Raw genomic sequence first — 14,616 nt, 5'->3', positions numbered from 1 at the left:
CAGCTGTTGGTTAGCGCGAGGCTTCGGCCTCGGCCACATCACCCAGCAGCGCAAGCTGAGTGGTGCAGCCACGCTCTGCAAGTGCCTGAGCAACCTGAATACCGGTGCGCGCATCCTGCGGCATGAGAGCGAAAGAGACATTGACTGTCGACGGTGCAGGCTGACCTGTTGTCGGATCTTCCGCCATCGCGTCTTCGCCCTCCATCATCGGCGATGTCGGACCGCTGATTGTGAAAGCAGCGCCGCTGGACAGAGTAAGCCCTGCCGGATCAAGTGCACGAATGGCTTCGGTTCCCGCAAAAGTCACATCGAGCGAATTTGCACTGGTGGCGTTGGAAACGGTGTAAGTCGCCGCATCTCCTGCGGTCGGGCGCCACAGACGCACGCGTTCAAAGTCATAGAGGCAAGTCGTGCCCTCAGACGTCACGTCGACAAGCCACAGGTTGGGACGACGTGGCTTGCCCTCGCCGGCGCTCCGCACGGCTCCGGTGCGTGACCGCGACGATGCGTTACGGCGTGTGAGGTTTGAAAAGCGCGCTCGCTGGCGGGTTGCCCCCTCGCCCACGCGGAACGTGCCCGGCCCCTGCATGACCTTCGTGCCATCATCGGTAAGCACGGTGATCTTGTCACCTGCGCGCAAAGTGATTGTGGCGCTGTCAGCGACCTGGCGCCCCACCGGGTAGCTGCCGGCTGAAGGACCAGAGGATTTCACCACCACGCCGGCGCTTGCAACGCCGGGAACCGAGAGTACCGCGCCCGCAAGCGCGAGACCCGCAAGGCGGGCCCTAAATTTATCCGAGAACATATGCTCCCCCATCATTCAAATTTCGAATGCGATTGCTGTAGTTTTGTAGCGCCAAATCGTCAGGATGGCCAGCAAGCACTTCGTCAACAAGTTTAGCTGCTAATTCAGGATCAGTGTCTGAAACCTGAACAGCTTCTTCAAGCTTTCGGCGGTCCTCTTCCGGGAACCCGGGCTTCGGGTGATAGATATCGACCGGCTGCGCACGGCCTCGCAGGACGATACGGCCCATTGGGACCCACCAATCCGGATTGGATTTCTCTATGAACTCTCGGCTCGCTGAAACGTTGGAATTCAAAGGCTTGTTCGCCGCCTCAAGTCGAGCGGCGGTGTTCATCGAGTCGCCAAGCGCGGTGTATTGAATGCGCATGTCCCCGCCGAAGTTTCCGACGACCGCCTCACCGAAATGCAACCCGACCCGGGTCTTGCCAATTCTTGGAAGATTTGGATCCATCGCGGCGACTTCGGCTCGGAAATCCTCGCCCGCTTTCCACATCGCATATCCGGCTTCGAGCGCGCGCTGCGCGTCATCGGGTCTCGCGATTGGCGCGCCCCAGAATGCAACAACCGCGTCGCCGACATATTTGTCGATCACACCGCCGTGCTGGAGCACCACGTTGCTGAGCATTTCGAGATAGCGGTTGAGCAATTTCGCGACCATCTCCGGCTGAATGGCGTGGCTCATCTTGGTGAAGCCCTCAAGATCGCTGAACAGGACGAAAATCTCGCGCTTCTCGCCGCCGAGCGAGAGTAGCTCTGGCTCATCGATGATCTGCTGAGCGATATCCTTTGGAATGTATTTCCCGAGCGCACCCTGCGCAAAACTGCGTTGGGCGGCCCCAGCTGACCTGGCAGCCGCGGTCACAGCCGTAAACGCCACGATCCAGGCGACCAGCCAACCCACCGCGGGAAGGCCATAGGTGTCGATATTCTGAAAATGCAGCACGAACGGAATGCCTATGAATAACGCTGCGAGGCCGAAAAGGAGCGGCACAAGTTTCTTCGCAGGCCATTCTAGCAGCGCTGTCAGTACAGCGGTGGATACGACGAGGATAGCCATCACCCACAGCGCCCAGATCGGGACTTGTGCCAAGCGCTTGCCATCGAGCATCTGAGCGATCAGCTCACCGTGCACCGACAATCCGGCAGGCTCGAAACCGGTCCAGGCATAGAGCGAGGTCACCACGCGGTCGTAATCAAGAATGTCGCCGCCGATCAGGACATACTTGCCCTCGATCTGTTGAGCCACGAACTCGGCGACTGCCGGATCCATGTCGAGGAACAGTTCGATCGAGAGCGACTGGAACAATGGCTCTTCGACAACCGAATCCGCTGCCACCTCGCCCTCACCTCCTTCAAAGTCGGCGCGAAGGGGACGGCGATATTCGATCGCACCTTCATACCCTTCAAACGCCTCATAAGGGCCGCCTGCATCTTCGAGCATGGCACGCCCGAGAAGCGGAGGAAGCGTCGGTACGATATCGGGCCAGACGCGGGTCGCGCCGAATTCATCGTCTAACCGGATGCTCGCACGTCTTGCGTTGGTCCCGCCTTCCTCGATTGCTGCCATGAAATCATCGAGAAACAGCTGTTGCTCGAAAGCAATGTCAGCCTCGTTGGTGGCGACGGTAGCGTAAGCGACTGAAGTAGGCGTCTCCATGCCGCGTAGCGTTTCGACAAGGTCGATGTCCTCAGCCTGAGGTTGGTCGAACAGAATATCGATCCCGATCGCCTTGGCGCCCATGCCGTCAAGGTTACGCAAAGCCTCGGCGATTGCCCCGCGCGGCAAGGGGGATCGCTTCTCAAGATTAATCAGTGCCTGATCGTTGAAAACGACCAGAATAATGCGTTCGTCCTGCTCAACGAGGTCCGCGGAAAGGTAGGCGCGCGTATCGTAGAGCGCTCGCTCGGCATCGTTAGTGATTGGAGTGGGCTCTTCCCCACCGGGCAAAACCCAACTGTAGCGCGCGATGAATAGCGCAAGCAGCACCAACAGCACGGTCGAGACAAGCTGAACAGTGCCGGCCTCGCGCACGCTGCGCCAGCCTTTGGCGATAAAGCCGCCGCGCTTGTTCGTCGTGTCGGATTCTTCGGTCATTGCCCGCCCCTAATATCACGGCGCAACAAAGCCGGATTGCATGGCGCGCGCAAGCCCGGCGCCATGCGTATTCCCACTAATCAGTGCCGCTTACCAAAGCGTTTAGCGAGTGACCTGGACCGAGCCGTCGCCAACGATCGCAAAGGCCGACCAATAGAAGGGGTGCGACGTTTCAAGATCGTCCATTAGCCCCAGCTGCGAGCGACGTAGCGCCTCTGCTGTTTCGGTGCCGTTGCCTTCGAAGAGGCCCGAGATGAGCCGCTTCGTCGCATCAAAATCATCGGGCACCGGCCAGTGGCTGGCAAGAACGGTCCGACCGCCTGCCCCAACAAAGGCGCGGACCAAGCCATCGAGTGCAAAGTCACCGCCCGAGGTAATCCCAGCCTCAAGCGTCGCGCCAACCGTTGCGCTGCCGGCGGTATCGCAAGCGGAAAGGATGACGAGATCGGCGTCAATGCGGAGGCCGAAAATCTCGGCAAACGTCAAAAGCCCATCAGAATTGTCATCTCCAAATGAAGTCAGCAGCGCAGGGCGCGGCGGACATTCGGGCTGAGGCGCTGTCACAAGGCCGTGCGTTGCAAAGTGCAGAATACGATAGTCTGCGAGGTCCTCGCGGCTTTTGATGCGGGTGTCGGTAAAGACATCCTTGGTCAGCACATCGGCACGCGCGGCATCTTCGCCGCCAAACCGGTTGGCAGCATCGTACAATTCTTCCGATGAAATCGGGTTCGACCAGATGGCTTCTGACCACAGACAATTGTCCCCGCCGGCAAGGGCCGATCGCGTGCCCGTTGATACTGCAGGCGTGTCGCTGATAGGCGTGTTCTCACCAAGACCGAGATATGCCTTGCTTGCGGTGCTGCTTGGAGCGGCGCGAACGTCACGGAATGCGGTTGGAGCAACTGCGGTGGAGATTTGGGAATTGCGTCCCAGCCAGGCGACCCCGCGGAAGTCGAATTCGTCGCCCTCGGGTCCAGCAAGCTGCTCATTGTAACGTTCAACGCTTTCATCATCTGTGACAAGCAGGTTGATCGGCAGCTTTAGCATGGCGCCATCGGGTTCAAACACGATGTGTTTCTTGCTCGGCAAGCGATCTGCGACCGGAGAGAACAGGCGCTTGTAAAGATCGCGCGATGTCTCAAGTTCAAACGGCAAGGTCAGAACCTGCCCCCCTTCGGCAATCGCAATGCTCTCACGCAGCCTTAGCACAAGATCGTCAAGCTCGGCCGGTGTCGCATCAATCCGGTAGGCTAGAGCCTCTGCCGGAGTGATGTAGATCATGAAGGCCTCTTCATCGAGCGCAATCATTTTCACGTATGCCTCATCGTCCCGCAGGACTTCCTGCATGCCCGCAAGGTTGATCGCTCCGCTCGAAACAGCCCTGAAACGAGGGTATTCGGCGAGCTTCTGGAGCACTTCGGCCTGCTGTTCGAGCAACGCTTCGAGGCGGGTCTCACGCTCGGCGAGTACACCTGCTGCTTGCGGGTTGACCTGAGCCTCACCTTCGATCTCGACAATCGATGCCCTAAGGCGCTGAATCGATCGGCCAAGATTTACGCTGCGGCGGAACAGAAGCGATGCCTCGTCACTGCCACCCGACAGTTCGCGCGCGAGCACGGCCTGTGTCTGGGCGAGGCCCGGACGAAGAAGCAGCTGGCTTGCAGAGAACATGTCATCAGCCGCCGAGGCACTTGCTCCGTCGGCCAGCAGAAGTCCGAAGTAGTTGGACATGTAGCTGCGCAGCGAAGGAGCGGGACGCCCCTCTGCCTCCGAAACGATTTCGCGATAGAGATCGATAGCTTCGCTTTCGCGACCGTTGCGGGAATAGAAACCCGCAAGCTGGGCCTGCGCGCTGTAGAGCGCGGGAGAATCGGGATAAGCGAAGGAAAGCAGTGAGATGCCCTGCTGGTGAAGCAACTCGGCATCGCCGCCTCGTCCAGATGCTTCTGCAAGCTCGGCCAGTTCACCAAGAACCTGCGCACGAAGCCAGACGATCGACGCAATGCGTCCATCGCGTACTTCAGCAAGCGTTGTGTTGGCACGGTTGAGGTTATTGGTCGCTGCGGCGTTGTTGCCGACAAGGCGCAATCCGGTCGCCCGCAGGTAGTCTGCCTGACCATCAAGCAATTGAGCACGCTCTAGCGGGGTCAACGATTGCGACAATGTGGCACCACCAACGCTCTCGCTCTCAGCCGCGAGGCGGCGTGCCATTGCTGGACCGATCTGCAAACTACGCAGAGCATTCGTATCGCTGAATTCGGTTTCGAGAGGTCGATTGAGAATTTCGATAGCGCGGCCAGGTTCACCCTGGTTAAGCGCGTCGATGGCCTCGTAATTTCGCAGCAGCCGAGCCAGCACAGGGCTGGTCGTCGCAATCGGCCGGGTCTGGTCAAACCGGCGCTTAGCCTCGGCAAAATTGCCAAGGTTGGATTGGAGCAGTCCTTCGTTCAGTCGCGCCTCGGCTTCGCCGTTCCCGCTGAGGACTTCAGCGGAAGCAGAGAAGTACTCCGCCGCTTCGGCAAACTCGCCCGCATTGGCGCGGCGATAGGCTTCGACAAGCGCCTGATCTGCGGTGATGGATTCAGCCTGCTGACGAATGAAGGCGAGCGAATCCGTTGTCTGTGTGAGCGGAATATCGACCGTGCCTGGAACGATCTGGTCAGTGGCGAGCGATGCAACGCCGAGCTCAAGCGCCGTACCGTAAGCCGACAGGCCAGTTGCAGCATAAGTGCGATTGCCGACTTCTCCGACCAGCAGTTCGGTACGAATGATGCTGCCCTCGCGGCTACAGATCAGTCGTTTGCCATCCGTAAGTCCTGTCGGCATCTCGGCTGTTTCGCGCTCGACGCAATTGGCTCCGGGACCGATGAAACGGGTCGCCGCCTCGTCAACCAACCGTCCACGCACAACCCAAAGCGTTCCGATCGATGCCGCAGCATCGCGGCAAAGAACGTTGTATTTGCGATCGAACAATCCCGCCCCGGCTTCGGGCGTCTGAATTTGCGCTTCGCACAGACCATTCGAGCCTACGGGAAAGGTGTCGCGCAGGCTGATCGAACGCTGTTGGGCGGTCTGAGTGGTGCCGGGGACCGCCCAGAGAGCGGCTGCCCCCACAGCTACTGCGCTGCAAATCGAAAGCAGTGATTTCAATGGCTTGTTAGTCATTTGGATTGCCTTCCACTTGGACATTGCCACTAGCACCCTGACCGTAGAGCGAGCTGTCGCCGCCCGATGCGACCGGATCTTCGATGTCTGATTCCTCTTCAAGCTCTTCGGATTCCAGCAGGCCAGGGAAGTCGATGCCGAACTCGTCATTGCTTTCCTGCTCAGTCACGACCACTGGCTGAGCCGCCTGGATTGGCGCTGCTACAACCGCCGGGTTGTTGACCGGAGGCGCTTCCTCGATTGGCGGAGGCGGAGGCGGAGGCGGAGGAGGTGGCGGCGTCGGCGTTTCACCAACATCACAGCCATTGAGGATGCTGCAATTGTTGAACATCGCCGCCTCGGCAAAGCGCGATGCCAGCGTCTGAGGATCGCCGAAGTTCACCTCGTCAAAGAAGGCATTGCCGGTAATCCGTCCGCCATCGCTGGTGACGCGGCTGCCGTAAGCGAAGACGTTGATTGGATCGCCAGTGCCCGGACCAGAGACGGTGTCGGCCCCCCGTACTTCAAAGAAGAAGAACGGTGTGCGATCGCCAAAGTCAGTCTCGCCCGTGCCTTGGAACGGATCGTTGATGTTTTCGCCCGCGAAGTTCGGGAAGACCGATACCGATGCGGTGTAGTCGCCCGGCGGAACCGTCAGTTCGAGCAGCGTGTCGAAACGCGAGCCGGTGACCGGATCGGCCGGCACCCCGTCGCCGTCATCGTTCTGGCCGATGAGGTCGCCGTTGGGACCGAACAGTGCAAGGATCGGGTCAAAGCCGCCCGCAGGTACTTCTGTTCCATCACCTGCGGTGCCGCCAGCATAGCTGAAGGTGCGCAAGGTCACGTTCGACGAATCCGCGACTGTGAACTCGAAGAACAGAACCTCGTCCGGAGTGCTCAGGGTGCCCGAGAAGGTGAACACCTCCTGCCCGCTCAGCGTGATCGTCGTGGTCAGCTGTCCGATAATCAGACCACCATCGCCAACAAGAATACCGCCCGGCACTTCGTTGGTGCCGGTGTTCTGGATGAGGATGTTCTCACCGGCGACAACCGCAACCGAATTGGCCCGGATGTATCCATCCGCATCAAGCGTACCGTCATTGCTGTTCAGAGCGTCAGCAAGCCCTGCAAATTGAGGGTCCTCTGCGATCTGGGCAGCAAGGTCGGCGACTGCAGCGACAATTGTCTGCGACGACAAGCTCAGCGATCCGGCAAGGCTTTCATCAGGGCCGGTGATGCTAATGCCACCGGTTGGAATGATCACCTCAAGGGTTTCGCCAGCATTGATGCGCAATTGATCGGTCGCTGCTGCGCTGATCATTCGGACCTGCCCGGCGACGCGGATTGCGCCAGGGGTCGAGATCGATAGGCTCGACACACCTTCCTCAAGCGAACCGAACACCGTGATGTCGCCGATCAAAATGTCGGGAAGCGAACCACTTTGTCCGGTGACTATCGGCGCAGTGAACGAAGCTGTTCCCGCATCGATCCGCGCGGCCTCGGCCTGGCTCAAAGTGTAGCCAAACGTGGCCGACGGATCAGGCGACGGAAGCTCACCAAGAAGCGCAGTCGCGTCCTCATTCGTCGACACCAGGTTGAAGCTGTTCCCGCCAATGCGTGAGCCTTCGTTGATCTCGATATCGTTTGAGGACAGCAGGACCGTTGCGCCGCCGAAGCTGATGAAATCATCGTTGTCGCCGAAGAAGCGCAGCGTGCCGTCGGTGAAGATATCGATATCGGCGCTCGGCGAGGAGACGTTCGGCCCGCCGATGATGCTGTTGTTGGCGGTCCTCACCTCAAAATTGTCGAACACATCGATGAACAGGTCGTTCGAGACCTGGATATCGCCACCGGTCGCAATCAGTGCCGACGGGCCCTGTTCGCCGGGCAACGCATCGCCTAGCGCAGTTCCGCGAAGGTTCTGAGTGACCAGTCGGCCATTGAGGACCCGCACCGTGAACTGCCCGACCTCATTCGCAGGCTCTCCGCTGCCATCGATCGAACCGCCGGTCGCGTTCACGTCGATATCGACATTGCCGACATTGACGATCGAAGCGCCGGGCACCTCCTGGCTACCGACCTGCAGTGTAGCGAAACCGCCATTCGCATCATCGCCCGGCGATGTCGTGCCGGTAGCGCTGAGATTGAGACTGCTCAGCTGAGCGTTGGTCTCACCAATGAATGTTGCGCGAACATCGCCCCCGCCGACGTCGCCGCCTTCGGTGTCGAGCACTGGTTCGCCAGTCACCGGATCGATCGGCACAGTGCCGGTTGAGTTCGCCGCAAGCGAAAGTGCTCCGCCTGACACTTGCGATCCGCTGACGAACAGGTTGGCGCTGCCCCCGCTGGAGAAGCCAACCGTGCCTCCTCCAAGACCGCCAGTACCATCCGCAATGATCGTGAGCGAGGCGCCAAAGTCGACATCCGAATTGACGATGTCGAGATCGACACGTCCGCCTTCGCCGTCGCCACCTTCGACAAGTCCGCGGCCGCCGAATCCATCGGCGGTGATCGAACTGGAGCCGGTGAGGTTCACCGTGGAACCGTCAATGCTGATGTCGATCTGACCGCCCTCGCCCGAACCGCCATCCGCGGTGGGGTCGTTGTCGTCATCACCGCTGTCACCACCAATACCGTTGGCAGAGAACATCAGGCCAGCGACATTCAGGATCGAATCGACAAGACTTAAATTGATCGTCCCGCCGCTAGCGTTGCCGGGGTTCCCGGCTCCTCCGGTGGCGGTGGCTTCAAGCACCAGCAGCCCAGCTTGAGTGGCCGAGTCAGCGATATTGATGGTGCTGCCCGTGAGTGTCAGCGAAACAGTCCCCGCGGTCGCGTCACCGCCGAAGACACCCGCGCCGCCAAATGCACTGGCACTGAAGCTGTTGAAGCCACCCGGCACTTGAACCGGTTCGGTCATCCCAGTGTCAGGATTGAACACAAAGGCTGTCTGGTCAGGCTGGGTTGCGAGTTGCAAGTCGGAGTTAGTGATGTTCACGGTAACCGTGCCAGCAAGCGCTGCACCGCCTTGGCCTGCTACGGGATCACTTGCAGAGCCACCGAACGCAGTCGATTGCACAAAAAGGGTACCGCCTACCCAATCCGTGTCGGTGATATCGATATCGACATTTCCGCCGGTCGCGAAGCCACCCTCGAGTACACCACTACCACCGCCGGCAAGGTCACCGAGCGCCAGTGACGCACCGTCTTCGAAGTTGATTGACGCGTTGTTGGCAATCAGTTGGACATCGCCGCCGACCACATCGCCGCCGATCTCGCCGCTACCGCCTGAATTGGTGATCGCAAGAACATTGCGACCGTTCAGGTTCAGCGTGCTGTCCAGAACGCGCAGGACAAATGTCCCGCCATTTGACAGGCTACCATCGCCCGTTCCTGTTCCGCGACCGCTCCCCAATCCAACCGATTCGAAAGTACCCGAGATCACAGAAGCGTTGATCGCTTCGATCAATCCTTCGCCTCCATTGGATTCCCCGCCGGAGATATTCAGCGCATCATCAAGCGAAGTTCCGCCTGAACCGCTAAGACCCATAGCGATGTTGCCCAAGGAAAGGTTACCAGCGTCCGCCTGAATAAGAAGGCTTCCGCCGGCCCCAAGACCACCGATGCCTCCCTCGACACCAGATCCGCCGCCGCGACCGAAAGCGGTTAGCAGCGTGCCCTGGAAGCCGGTTTCTTCGATATCGGGCAAGCTAACGTTGCCCCCACCGGAGGCTGCAATCGTGATAGCTCCGCCGCGACCTTCGCCGCCCTGCAAACCACCGCCGGTCGTATCTCCGCCAAACCCGGAGACGTCGACCGTCGCGAGGAAGCCGAACTGACCAATCAGTCCATTGCCGGGATTGAATGCCGAATTAGGCGCATCATTGATGATCGTCAGCGTACTCGACGGGTCGAACGCGAGGATATCGGCAACGCCGCCCACACCCAGCCCGCCTGCGGCGCCTGCGCCATCGCCGCCTTGGCCGTTTGCGACCAACTGGAGCGAACCAAGGCTAACGCTGCCACCTGCCTGAGACTGAATGAAGGAACGTCCACCCGTCCCGATGCCGCCAACATTGCCTGCACTACCATCGCCGCCAACGCCGTTTGCTATGACCGCAGCATTCCCAGCAATGTCACCAGTACCCGCGCTAGCTGTGAACACGGCAAGGTCAGCAACCCCGCCAGTACCGTCCCCACCATTTCCGTTAGCCGAAGAGCCGCCGAAGCCTGTCGAGTCTACCAAAACATCGCCAGTGACTGTCGTGGTGCCACCTTGGAAACCCATGAAGCTTTGACCACCGATCCCGGCGCCGCCATCGCCGTTGAAGCCAAAACCGCCCTGACCGATAGCGACGGCAATCAAGCTATCGATATTGATGGTGCCGCCATCCGTAGTGTTGGTGAAGACGCCAACTCGCTCTCCGCCGGTGCCGGTGCCTCCGACACCGCCTTCGCCTCCGGTTCCGTTGCCTGATGCGAAGACATCAGTAGCGGTAAAGCTACCACCTCGCGTAGACGCGAGTGCGCGATTGCCCGTGCCATTGCCGCCATTGCCTCGGGGATCTGTTGTAGAGCCGCCAAATCCGCCTGCGCCGCCAATTCCGTTCGAACTTACAGCAATCGTGCCGAGTTGGATCGAGCCGTTGCCAACCAGCGGCGAGGCATCGAGGAAAGAGACCGTGCCGACGTTGGCATCGCCGCCAAGACCGTCACCGCCGGTACCGCCCGCTTGATCAGGACCACCATTGCCTCCAGCACCGCCAGTACCATCGGCGGCAATCGTGGAAGCCCCGGAGACGGTGATGAAACCGTTGTCGCTTCCAGCCGCAATGCGGGCAAAGCTGACCTCGCTGTCATCGCCAGCCAGAACGAAATCGAAGTTCCCGCCAAAGCCGTCACCGCCCCGACCGGCTGCGATTGTGTCACCATCGCCATTGCCGCCAACACCGCCAAAGCCGTTCGAGAACGCGCCAGCCTCACCACCGATCGTCAGGCGCGCTGCAAGCGTTTCCGAGCCGATCGCTGCGATGTTTGCCTGGCCAGCTTGGCCATCGCCCCCTCGTCCGCCCGCTCCGATAGCCGCGCCACCGCGTGCGTCCGAATTGACGAAGAGATTGCCACCGACAGTCGCCTCGGCACCGCCTTCGACGATGAATGCGGCCATGCCAGCGAACGCGTCGCCGCCGTCGAAGCCGACACCGCCCATGGCAAACGCGAGCGTGTCATAGTCACCGGTAAGCTCGAAAACCGCACCGTTCTCAAGAAGCGTAACAGATTCGCCTGCAATGCCGGTGCCGCCTTTGCCGGTCCCGATATTGTTGCCGCCATTACCATCGGCCTGCATGTTGATGTCACCGTCGATGAAGACGGTGCTGAGGCCCTGGATCTCAATGCGAGAGTCGCCGCCTTCAGCTTCGGCCCCGAGCGTGCTCGAAAGGCCCGAACCGGAGAAGCCGGTCGAATCCAGCCTGACATTGCCATTGATGGTCAGCAGGTTGCCTTCGTCGACGAGTCCCTCCCCATCGACGCGAATATTGGCATCTCCGCCATTGCCCGATCCGCCTTCGCCGGTCGTGCTGCTTCCCCCGAAGCCGAAGCCTTGAAGCAAGACGTCACCATTGATGGTTAGCTCGCCGACATCGAACACATCGATCGCGGCACCGCCACCACTTCCAAGGCCTGAGGCAAGCGTGCCCGTACCCCCGCGAGCGTCGGAAATCGCATTCAGCGAAGCAATCGTGGCCGAACCGCCAGCGCTGACAGACAGCACCGAGTTGCCTCCCAGGCCCTCACCACCAATGTTGCCAAAGCCGCCATCAGCGTCGGAAAGAAGCAAAACGTCGCCTGCGATCGCCGTGCCTGCGCGCGCGCTGAATACGGCATCACCGCCTTGGCCAGTTCCGCCGTCACCTGCTGTGGAGCCGGGTCCTGCCGCGCCGCCGTTTCCGCCGAATGCCGTGGCGTCGACCTCAATTGCGCCGAAACTGGCTGAGCCAATGCCGATCGATCCGTCGCCGAGCAGAAATGCGAGACCAACCTGCGCAAGGCCGCCAAAAGCGTCACCGCCACGACCGCCCGCCTGCGAGGTAGCTCCAGCGCCTCCATTGCCGCCGGTGCCGGCAGCTTGTGCAATTGAGATGCCGCCCACAGAGATTGATCCGTTATCACCACCTGCAAGGATGAAAGCGCCATTGTTAGGTACGGCTTGCGGGTTTGCCTGATTGGGCGTCAGAAACTGTCCGCCTAGACCAATTCCGCCGTTGCCAGCCGGAGAATCGGACGTCGCGTCGCCACCGTTGCCACCCTCGCCATCGGCGCTGACGGTCGCATTACCTGAGATAGTAAGGCTTGCAGTGCCAGTGAGCGTACCGCTTGCTTGCAAAAACGCATTGCCGCCCTCTCCACGACCACCGTCGCCGCCCGAATTGACCGCACTTCCGCCGGAACCGATCGTAACGGCCACTGCGTTTCCACCGACAGTGATCGTGCCGACGTCAACCCGTAAGCCCGCGAAGCCGCCGAAAGCGTCGCCACCGCTGTCTCCGGAACCACCAGCGGCGCGCGCGAGGCCAAGGAAGTCGCCGCTAATGTCCAGTGTGCCGCCTTGGTCGAAGAAGACGTTCGCTCCACCACCACGCGCCTCACCCCCTTGACCGGCCTGATTGAAGCCGCCGAATGCGCCGGCCTCCAGTATGAGGTCACCAACGATGTCTATCGACCCAGTTGAACCGATGAAGACGATTGAGCTTCCGGCGGTCGCGCTTGCTCCGGGTCCGGAGGTGTTGGAGTCACCTGCGCTCGCGAAAGTGCTGAGTTGGACGCTGCCATTCAGATTGATCGTACTCGTATCGAGCGACTGAAGAATAGCCAAACCGCCGACGCCGTCCGACCCTGTCGAGGTGTCGGTCAGTGAGCCATCCGCATTGTTGTTGGTGCCCGCGCGCAAGAAGGCAGGACCATCGATAGTAACCTGCCCATTTCCGGTCGCAAAGATCTGAGCGGTTCCGCCCGTCAGCGTGCCTGCGGAAAGAATGTCGTTAAAGATCGGGAGGATACCGCCTGTAGCAAAGACATCGACCTCGCCAGCGATGAACAAGTTTCCGTCGGTGGACGCAACTGTGGCGTCACCACCCGTGGCGGAACCCGCTTGCTGGAACTCAACATCAAACCCAGCAAATGCGCTCGCACTGACTTGGACGTTGCCTCCGATTGAAAGGGTACCCCCGCCAAAGGCATCGATGAAGGCACTGCCAGCTTGTGCATCAATGAAAGAGGTATCCGGGAATGCCGCGCCTTCGAGCGCCAGATCATCAGCCGAAACAAGAACGTCACCAGTGATGGTGAAATCCTGCCCGTTGCTGGCTGTCAGTTCGGAAAAATTGGCGCCAAGCATGAACAGATTGCCATCGATGGAACTTGGGGCATTGAAGGCCGTGACCTGCACCTCTTCATTTGCCACGGCGAGGATGCTGCTACTGGCGGTAAAGTCAGTCAGAAAAACACTGCCAGCCACATCGCTAGAAGTGGCACGGTTCTCGAACAGCTGAGTGATATTGCCACTGACATTACCACCAGCGGCAGACCGTCCGCTCACATCATAGTTCGCCGACAGGATGATCTCACCATTCACAATCCCTGCGCTTGCAGCCGGCTGGAAACCCAGGTTCCCGCTGAATAGAAGCGAAATAGGATCGGTTTGCGCTGCGCCTACAGCGTAGATCAGGTGGTTGTCGCCGGTAACGCCTGTGCTCGACGGACCTCCGACGTCACCATCGAAGACGATCGCGTTTCCGACAGTCGTGCCGGTCGGAATCTGGATGTCGAACAGGCCGTTCGAGACGGTGATGTTGACCGCCTCGCCAGCGACATAAGCCTGGCTGCCGTTGATGTCCGAGGTGCCGAACATCTGGATTTCTGCGGCGGTGACAGCAAAGAAGGAATTCTCTGCGCTCGCGGTGATTATCGCGCCGGGATTAATCTGGACTCTGGCGGTCGTCGGCGTGCCACCCATCTGCAACTGCCCGCCGTTCAGCGCGAAATTGTCAAAGCTAGCGAGGTCGATATCGAGCGTCGTCAGAATCAGATTCCCGACGTCGAAAAGGGCATTGTCACCGATCAGAAGACCGGTCGGCGAATAAAACGCGACGGTGCCACCAGGACCAATAGGTAGCCCCTGCCCATCGATAATCTGCGAGATCACAGTGCCATCAATCACCGCGATGTTGCCATTGGCAGACGGCAGAATCCGGTTCAGGACCGCAAATTCACCAAGCAGCTGATCGCCATCATTCTGGAAGGTTACATCGTTGCCGTTAGGCAGGAAGTCGAGCGCGTTGCCAGCGTTGTCCTGATCGGGAGTCCAGTCGATCACCGCAGTCGGCGTGCCGAGGATGATCACCTCGCTGCCGGTTGCGGTGAACACGCGCCCGACATCACCTGAGACGATCGTCTCTGTCGCCTGGATCGCCTGAGCGCTTGCCGAATTCGGCGTCGCCAACATTCCCATGGCCATTGCAGCGGAGCCGCAGCCGATCAGAAGTTTCGAGCGGTTATGGTTCAGATGAGCCAT

General features: G+C 60.0%; 4 protein-coding genes. All 4 read right to left on the bottom strand.

The annotated features are described in order from the left end of the window. Positions 1 to 10 precede the first annotated feature (10 nt). The gene (locus AC0V6T_RS03215) at positions 11 to 805 is read right to left on the bottom strand and encodes a hypothetical protein (protein WP_486124267.1); all 795 of its coding nucleotides are present in this window, start codon (positions 803 to 805) and stop codon (positions 11 to 13) included. Beyond that, positions 792 to 2,900 (bottom strand): CHASE2 domain-containing protein, encoded by a 2,109-nt coding sequence (locus tag AC0V6T_RS03210; protein WP_486124265.1) that lies wholly within the window; start codon positions 2,898 to 2,900, stop codon positions 792 to 794. Before AC0V6T_RS03210 ends, AC0V6T_RS03215 begins: the two co-directional genes overlap by 14 nt. Before the next feature lie 102 nt (positions 2,901 to 3,002). Then, positions 3,003 to 6,065 carry a CHAT domain-containing protein gene (locus tag AC0V6T_RS03205; RefSeq protein ID WP_486124264.1) on the bottom strand — a complete coding sequence of 1,021 codons (3,063 nt, stop codon included), beginning with the start codon at positions 6,063 to 6,065 and terminating at the stop codon, positions 3,003 to 3,005. Beyond that, complete coding sequence (locus AC0V6T_RS03200; protein WP_486124262.1) at positions 6,058 to 14,616, bottom strand: beta strand repeat-containing protein; 8,559 nt, start codon at positions 14,614 to 14,616, stop codon at positions 6,058 to 6,060. Before AC0V6T_RS03200 ends, AC0V6T_RS03205 begins: the two co-directional genes overlap by 8 nt.

The organism is Erythrobacter sp. S158 (assembly GCF_057364915.1).
This window is presented reverse-complemented; position numbering and strand designations above follow the sequence as displayed.

What these genes read in the sequence shown, in the direction of transcription:
- AC0V6T_RS03215 (WP_486124267.1), bottom strand. Translation starts at nt 805, where the DNA reads ATGTTCTCGGATAAATTTAGGGCCCGCCTTGCGGGTCTCGCGCTTGCG.
- AC0V6T_RS03210 (WP_486124265.1), bottom strand. Translation starts at nt 2,900, where the DNA reads ATGACCGAAGAATCCGACACGACGAACAAGCGCGGCGGCTTTATCGCC.
- AC0V6T_RS03205 (WP_486124264.1), bottom strand. Translation starts at nt 6,065, where the DNA reads ATGACTAACAAGCCATTGAAATCACTGCTTTCGATTTGCAGCGCAGTA.
- AC0V6T_RS03200 (WP_486124262.1), bottom strand. Translation starts at nt 14,616, where the DNA reads ATGGCTCATCTGAACCATAACCGCTCGAAACTTCTGATCGGCTGCGGC.